This is a genomic window from Cellulomonas sp. P1_G12_2, from assembly GCF_056405535.1.
Window position 1 is genome coordinate 39,784 of the sequence record NZ_JBFUBX010000004.1, and the last position, 16,854, is coordinate 56,637.

Annotated in this window: 18 protein-coding genes; 17 read left to right on the top strand and 1 reads right to left on the bottom strand. The window is 71.7% G+C overall.

The features are described 5' to 3' along the window. Positions 1-2 precede the first annotated feature (2 nt). From AC1DXT_RS14140 to AC1DXT_RS14220, 17 genes are all read left to right on the top strand, one after another. Positions 3-554, top strand: coding sequence for an HIT family protein (locus AC1DXT_RS14140; protein ID WP_477061945.1), 552 nt, complete (start codon positions 3-5; stop codon positions 552-554). A gap of 7 nt (positions 555-561) precedes the next feature. Beyond that, entirely contained in the window at positions 562-1,176 is a 615-nt protein-coding gene (gene pgsA / locus AC1DXT_RS14145; protein ID WP_477061946.1) for a phosphatidylinositol phosphate synthase, read from the top strand. Beyond that, positions 1,173-2,135 (top strand): phosphatidylinositol mannoside acyltransferase, encoded by a 963-nt coding sequence (locus tag AC1DXT_RS14150; RefSeq protein WP_477061947.1) that lies wholly within the window; start codon positions 1,173-1,175, stop codon positions 2,133-2,135. Before pgsA ends, AC1DXT_RS14150 begins: the two co-directional genes overlap by 4 nt. Then, positions 2,132-3,358 carry a glycosyltransferase family 4 protein gene (locus AC1DXT_RS14155; RefSeq protein ID WP_477061948.1) on the top strand — a complete coding sequence of 409 codons (1,227 nt, stop codon included), beginning with the start codon at positions 2,132-2,134 and terminating at the stop codon, positions 3,356-3,358. The genes AC1DXT_RS14150 and AC1DXT_RS14155 overlap by 4 nt, the downstream gene beginning before the upstream one ends. Further along, positions 3,355-4,011 (top strand): hypothetical protein, encoded by a 657-nt coding sequence (locus tag AC1DXT_RS14160; protein WP_477061949.1) that lies wholly within the window; start codon positions 3,355-3,357, stop codon positions 4,009-4,011. The genes AC1DXT_RS14155 and AC1DXT_RS14160 overlap by 4 nt, the downstream gene beginning before the upstream one ends. A gap of 99 nt (positions 4,012-4,110) precedes the next feature. Then, on the top strand, positions 4,111-5,034 hold the full coding sequence (gene pdxS / locus AC1DXT_RS14165) for a pyridoxal 5'-phosphate synthase lyase subunit PdxS (protein WP_477061950.1): 924 nt from the start codon (positions 4,111-4,113) through the stop codon (positions 5,032-5,034). A gap of 14 nt (positions 5,035-5,048) precedes the next feature. After that, positions 5,049-5,660: an NUDIX hydrolase gene (locus AC1DXT_RS14170; RefSeq protein WP_477061951.1), complete on the top strand. Its 612-nt coding sequence runs from the start codon at positions 5,049-5,051 to the stop codon at positions 5,658-5,660. Between the two features lie 45 nt (positions 5,661-5,705). Further along, on the top strand, positions 5,706-6,305 hold the full coding sequence (gene pdxT, locus AC1DXT_RS14175) for a pyridoxal 5'-phosphate synthase glutaminase subunit PdxT (protein WP_477061952.1): 600 nt from the start codon (positions 5,706-5,708) through the stop codon (positions 6,303-6,305). 67 nt (positions 6,306-6,372) lie between these two features. Next, a complete protein-coding gene (locus AC1DXT_RS14180) occupies positions 6,373-7,128 on the top strand; it encodes a YebC/PmpR family DNA-binding transcriptional regulator (protein ID WP_477061953.1) in 756 nt (251 codons plus the stop codon). A 150-nt stretch (positions 7,129-7,278) separates the two neighbouring features. Further along, positions 7,279-7,845, top strand: a complete 567-nt coding sequence (gene ruvC / locus AC1DXT_RS14185; protein WP_477061954.1) for a crossover junction endodeoxyribonuclease RuvC — start codon at positions 7,279-7,281, stop codon at positions 7,843-7,845. 83 nt (positions 7,846-7,928) lie between these two features. Further along, entirely contained in the window at positions 7,929-8,540 is a 612-nt protein-coding gene (ruvA, locus tag AC1DXT_RS14190) for a Holliday junction branch migration protein RuvA (RefSeq protein ID WP_056095076.1), read from the top strand. Beyond that, on the top strand, positions 8,533-9,591 hold the full coding sequence (gene ruvB / locus AC1DXT_RS14195) for a Holliday junction branch migration DNA helicase RuvB (protein WP_477061955.1): 1,059 nt from the start codon (positions 8,533-8,535) through the stop codon (positions 9,589-9,591). Before ruvA ends, ruvB begins: the two co-directional genes overlap by 8 nt. 124 nt (positions 9,592-9,715) lie before the next feature. Continuing rightward, the gene (yajC, locus tag AC1DXT_RS14200; RefSeq protein ID WP_477061956.1) at positions 9,716-10,132 is read left to right on the top strand and encodes a preprotein translocase subunit YajC; all 417 of its coding nucleotides are present in this window, start codon (positions 9,716-9,718) and stop codon (positions 10,130-10,132) included. A gap of 139 nt (positions 10,133-10,271) precedes the next feature. Beyond that, positions 10,272-12,116 carry a protein translocase subunit SecD gene (secD, locus tag AC1DXT_RS14205; RefSeq protein WP_477062287.1) on the top strand — a complete coding sequence of 615 codons (1,845 nt, stop codon included), beginning with the start codon at positions 10,272-10,274 and terminating at the stop codon, positions 12,114-12,116. After that, on the top strand, positions 12,116-13,210 hold the full coding sequence (gene secF, locus AC1DXT_RS14210; RefSeq protein ID WP_477061957.1) for a protein translocase subunit SecF: 1,095 nt from the start codon (positions 12,116-12,118) through the stop codon (positions 13,208-13,210). Before secD ends, secF begins: the two co-directional genes overlap by 1 nt. Further along, positions 13,207-13,785 carry an adenine phosphoribosyltransferase gene (locus AC1DXT_RS14215; RefSeq protein WP_477061958.1) on the top strand — a complete coding sequence of 193 codons (579 nt, stop codon included), beginning with the start codon at positions 13,207-13,209 and terminating at the stop codon, positions 13,783-13,785. Before secF ends, AC1DXT_RS14215 begins: the two co-directional genes overlap by 4 nt. Before the next feature lie 80 nt (positions 13,786-13,865). Beyond that, the gene (locus AC1DXT_RS14220; RefSeq protein WP_477061959.1) at positions 13,866-16,190 is read left to right on the top strand and encodes a RelA/SpoT family protein; all 2,325 of its coding nucleotides are present in this window, start codon (positions 13,866-13,868) and stop codon (positions 16,188-16,190) included. 2 nt (positions 16,191-16,192) lie between these two features. On the opposite strand, the gene AC1DXT_RS14225 is transcribed toward AC1DXT_RS14220, so the two are convergent. Next, positions 16,193-16,753, bottom strand: a complete 561-nt coding sequence (locus AC1DXT_RS14225; protein ID WP_477061960.1) for a hypothetical protein — start codon at positions 16,751-16,753, stop codon at positions 16,193-16,195. Positions 16,754-16,854: the final 101 nt, after the last annotated feature.

A 16,854-nucleotide genomic window follows, 5' to 3' on the forward strand; every position in this document is an offset into this window, starting at 1 on the left:
GCGTGAGCGAGCCCGCCGACCACTTCGCCGGCGTGCCGGACGGCTTCCAACGGCTGTGGACACCGCACCGGATGGCGTACCTGGGCGGCCAGGACAAGCCGGTCGACCGCGAGGCCGGCCAGGGGTGCCCGTTCTGCCGCATTCCGACGCTGTCCGACGAGGACGGACTCATCGTCGCGCGCGGCGAGGTCGCGTACGTGGTGCTCAACCTGTACCCGTACAACTCCGGTCACCTGCTGGTCTGCCCGTACCGGCACGTCGCCGACTACACGGACCTGACGGAGGCCGAGGTCACCGAGGTCGCCGAGCTCACCCGCACGGCGATGCGCGTCCTGCGCGAGGTGTCGGCGCCGCAGGGCTTCAACCTCGGTATGAACCAGGGCGACGTGGCGGGTGCGGGCATCGCGGCTCACCTGCACCAGCACGTCGTCCCCCGGTGGGGTGGGGACTCGAACTTCCTGCCGATCGTCGGGCGCAGCCGCGCGCTGCCCGAGCTGCTGGGCGACACGCGGGCACGGCTGGCGGCCGCCTGGCCGACCGGATCGAAGGGATGATCGGCACGTGCTGAACGGACTGCGCGGCGCCATGACGCGCTTCTTCACCCCGATCGCCAGGGCGCTCCTGCGGCTGGGCGTCTCGCCGGACGCGGTGACGATCGCGGGAACCCTCGTCGTCGTCGTCACCGCGCTGTGGGCGTTCCCCACCGGACACCTGCTCGTCGGCACCCTGGTCATCGCAGTCTTCGTGCTCACCGACTCGCTCGACGGCGTGATGGCACGCCAGGCGGGCCGGTCCGGACCGTGGGGCGCGTTCCTCGACTCCACCCTCGACCGGTTCGGCGACGGCGCGATCTTCGCCGGGCTCGTCCTGTGGTTCACCGCAGGCGGGGACGACCGGCTCACCGCGGTCCTGGCGCTGGCGTGCCTCGTGCTCGGCTCGATCGTGCCGTACGCGAGGGCACGCGCCGAGGGTCTCGGCATGACCGCCTCGGGCGGCATCGCGGAGCGGGCCGACCGGCTCGCTCTCGTGCTCGTGGCGACCGCGGCGGTCGGCTTCGGCGCACCGGACGTCGTCCTCACCGTCGTGCTCGCCCTGCTCGCGCTCGCGTCGGCCGTGACGATCGTGCAGCGGATGAGCAAGGTGTACCGCCAGGCCGCGGCGCAGGTGTCCGAGTGAAGGTCGACGTCGCCCGCGCCTACGCCCTCGCGTGGAAGGTGGCCGGCAGGCTGCCCGGCGCGGTGCTGCGCGCCCTGTGCGACCTCGCGGCGGACGTGTCCTGGCTGCGGCACGGCGGGGGCGTCCGCCAGCTGGAGAAGAACCTCGCACGCGTGCGTCCCGAGCTGGACGCGCGCGGGCTGCGCAGGCTCAGTCGTGCGGGCATGCGGTCGTACATGCGCTACTTCGGGGAGGCGTTCGCCCTCGCGACGATGTCCCCGGAGCAGGTCGACGCGCGCGTCCGGGCCGTCGGCATGGAGAACCTGCGTCGCTTCACGGACCAGGGCCAGGCCGTGATCCTCGCGCTCGGCCACACCGGCAACTGGGACCTCGCCGGCGCGTACTCCACCCGAGCGATCGCGCCGGTCACCACGGTGGCCGAGCGCCTCGAGCCCGAGGAGCTGTTCCAGGAGTTCGTCGCGTTCCGGGAGAGCATCGGGATGACGATCTTCCCGCTGACGGGTGGGGGAGACGTGTTCCGGGGTCTGGTGCGCGCGGCCCGCGGGGGCGCGGGTCTGCTGCCCCTGCTCGCGGACCGCGACCTCACGGCCAAGGGTCTCGAGGTGGACCTGTTCGGACACAAGGCGCGCGTGGCCGCGGGTCCCGCCGCGCTGTCGGTGACGACCGGTGCGCCGCTGGTCACCACGGTCATCTACTACGAGCGGCTCCGTGGCGCGCAGCGTCGGGCGGCCGGGTCGCCGTGGGGCATCGTCATCCAGTTCAACAAGGCGATCGAGATGCCGGCCGGCGTGCCGCGTGCCGACCGGGTGCGCGCGATGACGCAGGCCTGGGTCGACGAGTTCGCCGCGGGCGTCCGGCAACGCCCGCAGGACTGGCACATGCTGCAGAAGGTGTTCGTCGAGGACCTGGACCCCGCCCGCTACGAGGCGATGCTCGCGGCGCAGGGGAGCGCGTCGTGAGCCCGCGCAAGGCGGAGCGGGCGCTGCGGGTCGGGATCGTGTGCCCGTACTCCTACGACGTCCCCGGCGGGGTGCAGTTCCACGTGCGGGACCTGGCCGAGGCGCTGATCGCCCGCGGGCATGACGTCTCGGTCCTGGTGCCCGCGGACGACGAGACGCCGATCCCGCCGTACATGACCGCGGCCGGCCGTGCCATCCCGGTCCGGTACAACGGGGCGGTCGCGCGGATGACGTTCGGTCCGGTGACGGCCGCGCGCGTCCGCAAGTGGCTCGCGGCGGGGGAGTTCGACGTCCTGCACCTGCACGAGCCGGTCACGCCCAGCCTCGGGATGCTCGCCCTGTGGATCGCCGACGGGCCGATCGTGGCCACGTTCCACACCGCCCTGATCCGGTCGAGGCCGCTCCAGATGGCCTACCCCTTGGTGCGGCAGTCCCTGGAGAAGATCTCCGCCCGGATCGCCGTGTCGGAGGACGCTCGCCGCACCCTGGTCGAGCACATGGGCGGCGACGCCGTGGTGATCCCCAACGGGGTCTACGTCGACGCGTTCACCGCGGCGCAGCCGGACCCGCGCTGGACCGGAACTCCCGAGCGGCCCACCATCGCGTTCCTGGGGCGGCTCGACGAGGCGCGCAAGGGCCTGCCGGTCCTCCTCGAGGCCGTCCCGCGCGTGCTCGCCGTCATCCCCGGTGCCCGCTTCCTCGTCGCCGGTCGCGGTGAGACCGGTCCGGAGGAGGTGCGCGAGCTGCTGGGCGAGGAAGCTGCCGCGGCCGTCGAGTTCCTCGGCGGGATCTCCGACGACGACAAGGCGAACCTGCTGGCCTCGGTCGACGTCTACTGCGGTCCGCAGACCGGCGGCGAGAGCTTCGGGATCGTCCTGGTCGAGGCGATGAGCGCGGGAGCCACCGTCGTCGCCAGCGACCTCGGTGCGTTCTCCCGCGTGCTCGACGACGGCGAGGCCGGCGAGCTGTTCCGCACGGGCGACAGCGAGGACCTCGCGCGCACGCTCGTGCGGGTGCTGCAGGACCCGGAGCTGCGGGCCAGGGTCTCCGCGCACGCGCTCGAGGTCGTCCGGCAGTACGACTGGTCGACCGTGACGGACCAGGTGCTGGCCGTCTACGAGATGGTCGTCGCGGGGCGGCAGTCACCCGTCGGCGAGGACCCGTCGTCGGTGCGGGGCGCGCGGCTGCTCGAGCTGCGCCGAAACAGGGGTGAGTCCCGATGAGGTGGTCCGAGATCACGGTCTACGTGACGATCGTCCTCGCGCTCGCCGGGTGGTGGCTGTGGGTGGCGGCGTCGCGCCTGGACCGCCTGCACCGCAAGGTCGGGACGTCCCGCGCGGTGCTCGACGCCCAGCTGGTCCGCCGCGCGACGGTCGCGGCAGAGATCGCGACGTCGGGTCTGCTCGATCCCGTGAGCTCGGTGCTCGTCGGCGAGGCCGCGTGGGCCGCGCTGTCAACGGGGACGAGCGAGCTGCCTGCCGACCTGCTCGCACTGGTGGGTCCCGACGACGCGCCCGCGGGTGGTGCTGCCCTGCTGGAGGTCGACCGAGGAGGCATCGAGAGCGAGCTGTCGGCGACGCTGCGCGAGGCTCTCGACGAGCCCGAGGAGGTGGCCGCGCTGCGCGCCGACCCCGCAGGTGAGGAGCTGATCGGGCTCCTCGCCTCGTCCTGGTACCGCGTGCAGCTGGCCCGTCGGTTCCACAACGAGGCGGTCGCCCAGACGGCGCGCGCCCGGCGCGGTCCGCTGGTCCGGCTGCTGCGGCTGGCCGGCCACGCGCCCGAGCCGCGCAGCCTGGAGATGGACGACGCATGGCCCGAGAACCTCGGCCGTCCGGGCGCGCGCAGCGGCCCCGCGGAGACCACCTCCCCGCGCTGAGACGCGCCCGGACGTGCGTCGAGCACGGTCTACGATTGCCCGATCAGGCCGCTGACGCGGCCGCACACCCCGACCGCACCACGATCTGTGAGGCTCGACGTGACCAGCGAGAACAGCCAGCCCACCACCGCGACGCACGCCGGCGTCATCGGCACCGCCCGCGTGAAGCGGGGGATGGCCGAGATGCTCAAGGGCGGCGTCATCATGGACGTTGTCACCGCGGACCAGGCGAAGATCGCCGAGGACGCCGGAGCTGTCGCCGTGATGGCCCTCGAGCGCGTGCCCGCCGACATCCGCGCCCAGGGCGGCGTCGCGCGCATGAGCGACCCGGACCTGATCGACGGCATCATCGAGGCCGTCTCCATCCCCGTCATGGCGAAGGCCCGGATCGGCCACTTCGTCGAGGCGCAGGTGCTGCAGTCGCTCGGTGTCGACTACGTCGACGAGTCCGAGGTGCTCACGCCCGCCGACTACGCGCACCACATCGACAAGTGGGCCTTCACGGTTCCCTTCGTCTGCGGCGCCACGAACCTGGGCGAGGCCCTGCGCCGCATCACCGAGGGCGCGGCGATGATCCGCTCCAAGGGCGAGGCCGGCACGGGTGACGTCTCCAACGCCACGACCCACATGCGCACCCTGCGCGACCAGATCCGCCGCCTCACCTCGCTGCCGGAGGACGAGCTGTTCGTCGCCGCCAAGGAGCTGCAGGCGCCGTACGACCTGGTCAAGGAGGTCGCCCAGGCGGGCAAGCTCCCCGTCGTGCTGTTCACCGCGGGTGGCATCGCCACCCCGGCGGACGCCGCGATGATGATGCAGCTCGGCGCCGAGGGCGTGTTCGTCGGCTCCGGCATCTTCAAGTCGGGCAACCCCGCCGAGCGTGCCGCGGCGATCGTCAAGGCGACCACGTTCTTCGACGACCCGGACGTCATCGCCAAGGTCTCCCGTGGCCTGGGTGAGGCCATGGTCGGCATCAACGTCGAGGACGTGCCGGAGCCGCACCGCCTCGCCGAGCGCGGCTGGTGACGCAGGACCACGCCATGTCGGAGGCCGCGGACGATCCGTCCGCGGCCTCTGCCGTGCCCTCCAGGTCGAGCGTCGACGGCGGCGGCCCCGTGCACGCGCTCGGGACGGAGTGGCGCCGGGGCGACGACGGTCTGCTGTTCCGCGAGGCTGCCCGCGTGATCCTGCTCGACGAGGACGACCGCGTGCTGCTGATCCGCGGGCACGACGCCGACCAGCCCGACCGCAGCTGGTGGTTCACGGTCGGCGGGGGGATCGACGACGGCGAGGACGCGCTGTCCGCCGCCGTGCGCGAGGTCCGCGAAGAGACCGGCATCGTGCTGGACCCTGCGCAGGTCCTCGGCCCGGTGTTCACCCGGTCGGCGATCTTCGACTTCTACGCCGAGCACTGCCGGCAGGACGAGATCCTCTACCTGGCGCGCGTCCCCGCCGCCGCGTTCGCCGCGGTCGACCGGGCCGGCTGGACCGACCTGGAGCTCGACGTCATCGACGAGCTGCGCTGGTGGGCGCTCGACGACCTGGACCTGGTGGACCTCGAGGTGTTCCCCGACCGGTTGGTCGAGCTGGTGCGCGGCCTGCTGCCGGCGTGGGACGGCGTCACGCGACATCTCGGTCTGGCCCGGGAGTAGGACCGTCGACGAAGCACCGGTCCGCGACGCCTAGACTCGCCCGTCGTGACCGTGACCGTCGGAGTCCTCGCCCTGCAGGGTGACGTGCGCGAGCACGTGCACGCCCTCACGTCCGTGGGTGCGCACGCCGTGCCCGTGCGTCGGCAGCGGGAGCTCGACACGGTCGACGCCCTGGTGATCCCCGGTGGCGAGTCGACGACCATCGACAAGCTCCTGCGGGCGTTCGAGCTGTTCGGTCCGGTCCAGGAGCGGTTGCGCGCCGGGATGCCCGCGTACGGCTCCTGCGCGGGGATGATCCTGCTGGCCGACCGCGTGATCGGCGGGATCGAGGGGCAGCAGACGCTCGGCGGGGTCGATGTCACCGTGCGCCGCAACGCATTCGGGCGGCAGGTGGAGTCGTTCGAGACCGACCTGTCGATCGAGGGTGTGGACGGGCAGGTGCACGCGGTGTTCATCCGGGCGCCGTGGGTCGAGGAGGTCGGTCCCGCCGCCACGGTGCTGGGCCGCGTCGAGTCGGGTCCCGCCGCCGGTAGGATCGTGGCCGTCCGCCAGGGCCCCTTGCTCGTGACCTCGTTCCACCCGGAGGTCACCGGGGACACCCGGGTGCACCAACTGTTCGTAGAGATCGTCCGCGACAGCCTGTGAGGACCGGCGCGGCAGCCGGCTCCGGGGCACCCGGACATGCACAGAAGACGAAGGGGTTGCTGAAGCGATGTCGGGTCACTCCAAGTGGGCCACCACCAAGCACAAGAAGGCCGTGGTCGACGCCAAGCGGAGCAAGCTCTTCGCCAAGCTGATCAAGAACATCGAGGTGGCCGCGCGCACCGGCGGCGGTGATCTCGCGGGCAACCCGACGCTCTTCGACGCGGTCCAGAAGGCCAAGAAGAACTCGGTCCCGATCGACAACATCAACCGCGCGGTCAAGCGCGGGTCCGGCCAGGAGGCCGGTGGCGCCGACTACTCCACGATCATGTACGAGGGCTACGGCGCCGGAGGCATCGCGGTGCTGGTCGAGTGCCTGACCGACAACCGCAATCGCGCCGCGTCCGACGTCCGCGTGGCGTTCACGCGCAACGGCGGCCAGATGGCCGACCCCGGCTCGGTCTCCTACCTGTTCTCCCGCAAGGGCGTCGTCATCGTGCCCAAGGAGGGCACCGACGAGGACTCCGTGGTCGAGGCGGTCCTCGACGCCGGCGGCGAAGAGGTCAACGACATCGGCGAGGCGTTCGAGGTCCTCTCCGAGGCGACCGACCTCGTCCCCGTCCGCACGGCCCTGCAGAACGCCGGCATCGAGTACGACTCCGCCGACGTCGTGTTCTGGCCCGCCACGCAGATCGAGGTCGACGCCGAGGGTGTGCGCAAGATCCTGCGCCTCATCGACGCCCTCGAGGACTCCGACGACGTGCAGAACGTCTACGCGAACTTCGACGCCTCCGACGAGGTCATGGCGGAGCTCGAGGAGGACTGACCTGCGCGCCTCCCGGTCCGTCGCCCGATCGGTTGCGAGCAGGAGGAGCTACCTGCGCGCCTCCCTGTCGGTCGCCCGATCGGTTGCGAGCAGGAGGAGCTACCTGCGCGCCTCCCTGTCGGTCGCCCGATCGGTTGCGAGCATGAGCCCGTGCGCGTCCTCGGAGTCGACCCCGGCCTGACCAGGTGCGGTCTCGGCGTCGTCGACGGTCTCTCGTCGCGTCGACTGTCCATGGTCGCCGTCGGCGTCGCGACGTCCGACGCCCTGTGGGACGTCGACCAGCGGCTCCTGTTCATCGAGCGGCAGATCGAGGAGTGGCTCGAGGAGCACGCGCCCGACGCGGTCGCCGTCGAGCGGGTGTTCGCCCAGCAGAACCTGCGCACCGTCATGGGCACCGCGCAGGTCGCCGGCATCGCGATGGTCGCCGCGGCACGCCGCCGGATCCCCGTCGCGCTGCACACGCCCAGCGAGGTCAAGGCCGCGGTGACCGGCAACGGGCGTGCGGACAAGGCGCAGGTCCAGACGATGGTGCAGCGGCTGCTCCAGCTCGACGAGCTCCCCCGGCCGGCGGACGCGGCCGACGCGTTGGCACTCGCCGTGTGCCACCTGTGGCGACCCGCCGGTGCGCTCGGTGCACCCCAGCGTGCGCCGGGCTCGATGACCGCGGCGCAGCGGGCGTGGGCCACCGCCGAGCAGGCGGCCCGGCGCCGCGGCTGACCGCGTGTCTTCGTACACGTGTTCGTCTGCGTGTGCCAGAGTGTCCGTCAGCAGATTCGTTCTCGACTGATGGAGGTGGCCGGGTGATCGCGTCGGTCCACGGCACGGTGCAGGCGTTGCGGCTCGACGCCGCGGTGGTCGAGGTCGGGGGAGTCGGGCTGCTCGTGCACGCGACACCGGCCACCCTCGCGGGGTTGCGGGTGGGCTCCACCGCGCAGCTGGCGACGTCGCTGCTGGTCCGGGAGGACGCGCTGACCTTGTTCGGGTTCGCCGACGCCGACGAGCGCGAGGTCTTCGAGACCGTGCAGACCGTCAGCGGTGTCGGTCCCCGGCTGGCGCTGGCGATGCTCGCGGTGCACACGCCCGACGGCCTGCGGCGCGCGGTGCTCGACGAGGACCTCAAGGCCCTGCAGCGCGTGCCCGGCATCGGCCTGAAGGGCGCGCAGCGCATCGTGCTCGAGCTCAAGGACCGGATCGGGGCCCCCGCGAACGTGTCCGCCCCGGCGGCCGCGGTGTTCGGCGGCGACCGCCGCGACCAGGTGGTCGAGGCCCTCGTCGGCCTCGGCTGGAACGCGCGCGCGGCCGGTGACGCGGTGTCGACCGTCCTCGAGGGCACGGAAGGCCCGGTGGCGGCCGACGAGGTCGCCGGCGTGCTGCGCGCCGCGCTCCGGACGCTGGGTGGCGGGCATGGCTGACGAGTACGAGGAGCTCGTCACCGAGCGCTTCGCGGCAGAGTCGCTCGTCCAGTCCGGCGCCGACGACCTCGAGCGTGCCGCCGAGGCGGCTCTGCGTCCCCGACGGCTCGACGAGTTCGTCGGCCAGCGCGTGGTGCGGGACCAGCTCTCGCTCGTGCTCGACGCCGCGCGCGCCCGCGGGAAGGCGCCTGACCACGTCCTCCTGTCCGGACCGCCCGGCCTGGGCAAGACGACGCTCGCCATGATCATCGCCGCCGAGATGGGCGCCCCCTTGCGGGTGACCAGCGGACCGGCCATCCAGCATGCGGGCGACCTGGCGGCGGTCCTGTCCTCGCTCGAGGAGGGCGAGGTCCTCTTCCTGGACGAGATCCATCGGCTGGCACGGCCCGCCGAGGAGCTGCTCTACATGGCCATGGAGGACTTCCGGGTCGACGTCATCGTGGGCAAGGGAGCGGGCGCCAGCGCGATCCCGCTGACCCTGCCGCCGTTCACGGTGGTGGGCGCCACCACCCGCGCCGGTCTGCTCCCGGCGCCGCTGCGCGACCGGTTCGGCTTCACGGCACACCTCGACTTCTACTCGTCCGACGAGCTCGAGCGGGTGCTCGTCCGGTCGGCCGGCCTGCTCGGCGTGCCCCTGGAGCATCCCGCTGCCGCCGAGCTGGCCTCGCGCTCGCGCGGCACGCCCCGCATCGCGAACAGGCTGCTCAGGCGCGTGCGCGACTGGGCCGAGGTGCGCGGCGACGGCACGCTCAGCCTGGTTGCGGCGCGCTCTGCCCTCGAGGTCTACGAGGTCGACGACCTCGGGCTGGACCGGCTCGATCGCGCCGTGCTGACGGCGTTGTGCACGCGGTTCGGCGGCGGACCGGTGGGGCTCACCACGCTCGCGGTGGCGGTCGGCGAGGAGCCCGAGACGGTGGAGACGGTCGCCGAGCCGTTCCTGGTGCGCGAGGGTCTTGTCGGACGTACACCACGCGGTCGGATCGCCCTCCCGGCGGCCTGGGCGCACCTCGGTCTCGAGGTGCCCCACGGGTCGGGCACACTGTTCGGCTGAGCCGCCGCCCGAAAGCGCAGATCTCGGAACCCCCGCGGGGGCCTGTGCGTTGGAGCGGCGAGCCGCTGCGCCTAGACTGCGGCGGACACATCACCCTGATCGGAGCCGTACCGCCGTGGAACTCATGCTCATCTTGGCCATCGCCCTGGGCGCCCTCTGGCTCATGTCGAGCCGTACACGCAAGCAGCAGCGTGCGGCGCAGGAGTTCCGGAACAACCTCGTGGCGGGCGACGAGGTCATGACGGCGTCCGGTCTTCTGGGCACCGTCGTGGCCGTCGAGGACGACGTGATCACGCTCGAGTCGAGCCCCGGCGCCCAGACGCGCTGGATCCGCGCGGCGATCGCCAAGAAGATCGAGCCGCCGGTCGAGGAGATCGACGACGCCGACGACGACGAGCTCGAGGACGACGTCGACGACGAGAACGACGTGGTGACCGATGCGGACCGCATCAGCCGCGCGAACGACGACGTGATCGATGTCCCGGACGACCTGTCCTCGCTGCCGCCCGCCCGCAAGGACGGGGAGCCGGACACCAAGTAGACCGTTCGGTCCGGGTGACGACGCCCGGACCTCGACCCCACGGGCCGCCTTCCGCGGTCGGTGCGCGCACGAGAGAAGAACTCCGTTGGCTCCTCCTACACGCCGTCAGAGGCCCGTCCGCACGCTCGTCGTGCTCGGGATCCTCATCTTCGCGCTCCTCGGCACCATCGCTGCGGGGACCAAGTGGTCCACCGCGACGTGGACGCCGAACCTCGCGCTCGACCTCGAGGGCGGGACGCAGATCATCCTGACCCCGGTCGCGGACAACGGTGAGGAGGTCACGTCGCAGACGATCGCCCAGGCGATCGACGTGATCCGTCAGCGGGTCGACTCCTCGGGTGTCGCCGAGGCCGAGATCACCAGCCAGAGCGGCGGCAAGATCGTGGTCGCGCTCCCCGGCAACCCGAGCGAGGAGACCATCGCGCTGGTCGAGACCTCGGCGCAGATGGCGTTCCGGCCCGTGCTGGCCTACGGCAACCCGACGCCGACGGACACGACCCCGACCCCGGAGCCGACCGAGTCCGCGGCCGCGACGGACCCGGCCGCGCCGGCTCCGACCCCCACGCCCACCGCCGCGGCGGAGGAGCCGTCGGACGTGCCCAGCAAGGCGGCGCCCGACAGCCCCAGCGACATCGCGTACTACGTCACCCCGGCGGTCCAGGCCCAGTTCGACGCCCTGGACTGCACCGATCCCGCCAACCTCACCGGCGGCGTCAACGGGGACCCGGACAAGGCCTTCGTCACGTGCGACCAGGACGGTAGCGCGAAGTACATCCTTGGTCCGGTGGAGATCGAGGGCGCGCGGATCTCCAGCGCGACCTCCGGCCTGAACCAGCTGCCCAGCGGCGGTCAGGGCAACAAGTGGGTCGTCAACATCGCGTTCGACTCGCAGGGCACCACAGAGTTCACCGACGTGACCACCCGCCTGCAGGGCCTCGCGGGCTCGCCGCCGCAGAACCAGTTCGCGATGGTTCTCGACGGCCTCGTGATCTCGGCTCCGAGCCTCGCCACCGGCGTGATCATCGCGGACGGCAAGGCGGAGATCTCCGGCACGTTCACGCGCGAGTCTGCGGCAAGCCTGGCCAACCAGCTCAACTTCGGCTCGCTGCCGCTCACGTTCACCGTGGAGAGCAAGGAGCAGATCTCGGCGACCCTCGGGTCCGAGCAGCTGGAGAAGGGGCTGCTCGCCGGCCTCATCGGACTCGGCCTCGTGGTGCTCTACTCGCTCCTGCAGTACCGGGCGCTCGGTCTGGTGACGGTGGCGTCGCTGGTGATCGCCGGGACGCTCACGTACAGCATCATCACGTTGCTCTCGTGGACCCAGGGGTACCGGCTCTCGCTGCCCGGTGTCGCCGGTCTGATCGTGGCCATCGGCATCACGGCGGACTCGTTCATCGTGTACTTCGAACGCATCCGTGACGAGCTGCGGGAGGGGCGCACCCTCGTCGCGGCCGTCGACCGTGGCTGGGAGCGCGCCCGGCGCACCATCCTGGCGTCCGACGCGGTGAACTTCCTCGCCGCGATCGTTCTCTACCTGCTCGCGGTCGGCAGCGTCCGCGGCTTCGCGTTCACCCTCGGTCTCACGACCCTGATCGACGTGCTCGTGGTCTTCATGTTCACGCACCCGCTCATGCAGCTCATCGCGCGGACGAAGTTCTTCGGCCAGGGTCACCGGCTCTCCGGTCTCGACCCGCGTCGCCTCGGGGCTCCCGAGACGCGGTATGTCGGACGCGGTCGCGTCGTGCACGGCCCGCGGCCCTCCGGGGTCGAGGACGAGGCGGTCGAGGACGCACCTGTCGACGCCGAGCCGACCCCGCGCGTGCCTGTCGCCGTCGGCGGGGGCACCAGCGGTCTGACGATCGCTGAGCGTCGGGCTGCGGCCCGTGCCGCCGAGCAGAAGGCCGTGGCGAAGGACGCCCCGGTCGACGCACCTACCCAGGACGCCGAGCCCGAGTCCGGGCGCACCGAGGGGAACGAGCACTGATGGCCGCCGGATTCGCCCAGTGGGGCAACGACCTCTACACCGGCCGTCGCTCGTACGACATCGTCGGTCGGCGCAAGATCTGGTTCACGATCTCGACGATCCTCGTCGTCCTGTCCGCGGTCTTCCTCGTCAAGCCTGGCCTGAACCCGGGAATCGAGTTCCGGGGCGGCTCCGAGTTCGTCGTCTCCAACGTCGCCGAGACTGATCAGCAGCTGGCCACCGACACGGTCCTGGCGATCTCGCCGGAGGAGCAGCCGAAGGTCACGACGGTCGGCTCCAACGCCCTGCGCATCCAGACCTCGACCCTCACCGATGACCAGGTGACCGAGGTCAAGAACGCCCTGGCCGCCGCGTACGACGTGTCGGCGGCGACCGACGTCACGAGCTCGTTCATCGGCCCGTCGTGGGGTGCGGACATCTCGCAGAAGGCCATCACCGGCATCCTGGTGTTCCTGCTGTTCGTGACCATCGTCATGACGGTCTACTTCCGCAACTGGCGGATGGCGATTGCCGCGCTGATCGCGCTGTTCCACGACCTGATCATCACCGTCGGCGTGTATGCCGCCGTCGGCTGGGAGGTCACGCCGGCGACGGTCATCGGCTTCCTGACGATCCTCGGGTACTCGATCTACGACACGGTCGTCGTGTTCGACAAGGTGCGGGAGAACACCTCCGACACTCTCATGCAGTCGCGGTACACCTACGCCGAGAAGGCGAACCTCGCGGTCAACCAGACGCTGGTGCGCTCGATCAACACCTCCGTCGTCGCCCTGCTCCCCGTGAGCGCGATCCTCTTCGTCGGGGCGTTCGTCCTCGGTGCGGGCACGCTGCGGGACATCGCGCTGGCCCTGTTCGTCGGCATGCTCATCGGCACGTTCTCGTCGATCTTCCTGGCCACCCCGTTCGAGGTCGCCCTGCGCGAGCGCGAGCCGGCGATCCGCGAGCACACCAAGAAGGTCCTGGACGCCCGCAAGGCGCGTGCCGAGGCCGGCGAGGACGACCCGGTCTCCGCCGGTCAGGTCCGCGTGGCGGTCGGCGCGCTCAAGCCGGGTGCGCACCAGGGCATCGCGGCGCAGCCCAAGCGGAAGCGATGACCGTTCCCGAGCGCGCGACGGGGGCGCCCACGGGCGTCCCCGTCGCGCGTGCGGACGTGCTGCGCCGCATCGACGAGCTCGTCCGGTTGGTACCGGACTACCCGCAGCCGGGCATCATGTTCCGCGACATCATGCCGCTGCTGGCGGATGCGTCCGCGTTCGCCGACGTGATCGCCGAGATCGCCGGCCGCGTCGACGGCCCGGTCGACCTCGTGGCCGGCATGGAGGCGCGCGGCTTCCTGCTCGCCGCACCCGTGGCGGTGGCGCTCGGGGCCGGGGTTCTCCCCGTGCGCAAGGCCGGCAAGCTCCCCGGCCCGACCGCGTCGGAGTCCTACGAGCTCGAGTACGGCACGGCCACCATCGAGATCCACCCGGCCACGGTCCCCGAGGGTGCCCGCGTGCTGGTCATCGACGACGTGCTCGCCACCGGCGGCACCGCGGCGGCCACGGTGGCCCTGCTGCAGCGGTGCGGTGCGGACGTCATCGGGCTCTCGTTCCTCGTGGAGCTCGAGGCCCTGCGGGGTCGTGACCTGCTCACCGGTCACGCGATCGACGTCCTGGTCTCGGTGCCCTGACCAGCGTGGTCGCGCTCGTCGTGACCGTCCCACCCGCCGCACGGTCGTAGACTGTCGCCTCGACCGTGGGAGGGGGTGTGATGAGCGAGGACGTCCGCACGCCCGAGACCGGCGTCCCGGCGACGCAGAGCGACTCTCCGTCCAGCCGCATGCGCTCGCGCCTCGGCCGGTTCGGCGCCCGCAGCGGTGCCGCGTTCCCGGCCATCGAGCCGGTGCTCCAGGCTGCGCGCACCAACCACCCGAAGGCCGATCTGGCGGTCGTGGAGCAGGCGTACGTGGTGGCCGAGAAGGCGCACCGTGGGCAGCTGCGCAAGAGCGGCGACCCGTACATCACGCACCCCGTGGCGGTCGCGACGATCCTCGCCGAGCTGGGCATGACGCCGTCGACGCTGGCGGCCGCGCTGCTGCACGACACCGTCGAGGACACCGAGTACTCGCTCGACCAGCTGCGCCGCGAGTTCGGCCCCGAGATCGCGATGCTGGTCGACGGCGTGACCAAGCTGGACAAGGTCACGTACGGCGACGCGGCGCAGGCCGAAACCGTCCGCAAGATGGTCGTCGCGATGTCGCGGGACATCCGCGTGCTCGTCATCAAGCTCGCCGACCGCCTGCACAACGCGCGGACGTGGAAGTTCGTCGCGGCCGCGTCGGCCGAGAAGAAGGCCCGCGAGACGCTCGAGATCTACGCGCCCCTGGCCCACCGGCTGGGCATGAACACGATCAAGTGGGAGCTCGAGGACCTCTCGTTCGCGACGCTCTACCCCAAGGTCTACGACGAGATCGTGCACCTGGTGGCCGAGCGCGCGCCAGCCCGCGAGGAGTACCTGGCGACCGTCCGCGAGCAGGTGGGCGCCGACCTGGGCAAGGCGAAGATCAAGGCGACGGTCACCGGGCGGCCCAAGCACTACTACTCGATCTACCAGAAGATGATCGTGCGCGGCCGCGACTTCGCGGACATCTACGACCTCGTCGGGGTGCGCGTCCTGGTCGACTCGGTGCGGGACTGCTACGCGGCGCTCGGCGCGCTGCACGCGCGGTGGAACCCGGTCCCGGGCCGGTTCAAGGACTACATCGCGATGCCCAAGTTCAACCTGTACCAGTCGCTGCACACCACGGTCATCGGACCCGGCGGCAAGCCCGTCGAGATCCAGATCCGCACGCACGACATGCACCGTCGGGCGGAGTACGGCGTCGCCGCGCACTGGAAGTACAAGGAGAGCGCGAAGAACGCCGGCACCACCGACAAGGACTCCGCCGGCAACGACATGCAGTGGCTGCGGCAGCTGGTCGACTGGCAGAAGGAGACCGCGGACCCGAGCGAGTTCCTCGACTCGCTGCGCTTCGAGATCGCCGGCTCCGAGGTCTACGTGTTCACGCCCAAGGGCGACGTGATCGGTCTGCCGTCGGGGTCGACGCCCGTGGACTTCGCGTACGCGGTGCACACCGAGGTCGGCCACCGGACCATGGGCGCCCGGGTCAACGGTCGTCTGGTTCCGCTGGACTCGTCGCTCGAGAACGGCGACGTGGTCGACGTCTTCACGTCGAAGTCGGAGACCGCCGGGCCCTCTCGGGACTGGCTCGGCTTCGTCAAGAGCCCACGCGCCCGCAACAAGATCCGCCAGTGGTTCTCCAAGGAGCGCCGCGAGGAGGCGATCGAGCACGGCAAGGACGCCATCGCCAAGGCGATGCGCAAGCAGAACCTGCCGATCCAGCGTCTGCTCTCGCACGAGTCCCTCGTGGCCCTCGCCAACGAGATGCGGTACGCCGACGTCTCCGCGCTCTACGCGGCGATCGGCGAGGGGCAGGTGTCGGCCGGCACGGTCGTGCAGCGGCTGGTGCAGTCGATGGGTGGCGAGCCGGCAGCCGAGGAGGACCTCGCCGAGGTCGCCCGGCCCGGTCAGACGCAGCGGCGGGTCCGCACCGGTGACCCCGGCGTCGTGGTCAAGGGTGTCGACGACATCTGGGTGAAGCTGGCCAAGTGCTGCACCCCGGTGCCCGGCGACGAGATCGTGGGCTTCGTGACGCGCGGCGCCGGCGTGAGCGTGCACCGCTCGGACTGCATCAACGTGACGAGCCTGCGCAACGAGCCCGAGCGCATGGTCGACGTGGAGTGGAGCCACACCAGCTCGTCGCTGTTCCTCGTGCAGATCCAGGTGGAGGCGCTCGACCGCAGCCGGCTCCTGTCCGACGTCACGCGTGTGCTGTCGGACTCGCACGTGAACATCCTGTCCGCGTCCGTGTCCACCTCGCGCGACCGGGTGGCGCTCTCGCGGTTCGTGTTCGAGATGGCCGAGCCGTCCCATCTGGCGTCGGTCCTCGCGGCCGTGCGCAAGGTCGAGGGCGTGTTCGACGTCTACCGCATCACGGGGGCCAAGGCCGCCGAGGAGCCGGCGATCCGCGCCTGACGTCAGAGGCCCTGCAGGGTGCTGCGGGCCTGACGGACCCCGCGCCGGCCGCGGAGCTCCACCAGGTGCTCGAGTGCTCGCTCGGGGTCGAAGCCGACCTCGCGCAGTCCTTTCAGCACCGGCACGGCCTCGTCGCGCGGCAGCATCCGGGCGAGATCGGTGCCCGTCCGCTGCACGGTGGTGACCTTGAGGCTGCCGACGCGAACCACGTCCTGCGGGGGGAGGTCGGCCTCGGCGGCGAACCGCTCGGGGTGCGGGTCGGTCCGACGCCCCCCGGTGCGCACGAGCACGTCGACGCGGACCGGGGGAAAGCACCCGGTGTGCACCCAGGCGGCCGCGCGTCGTCCGACGACCCCGCGTGCGGGCACCAGCGGCGCCAGCGCTACCGCGCGCAGCTCGGGAGTGTCGCTGAGGTCGGCCGCGATCGCGACCTCCCCCCAGACGATCCGCACGACGCCGTCCCGGAGCAGACCGAACCACGCGGCTGCCCCGACGTCGTCACGGCTGACGGTGCGGGGGAGGACCGGGGGCACCGGGCGGAACTCGTCGAGTCGGGTGCTCACCCGTGCAGCATGGCGCGTGCCGGGACCTCGCCGGCCGCGGTCGACGGATCTGTGGACGACCGAGGCCCCCACCCGGACGGGCAGGTGCCTCGGTCGATCAG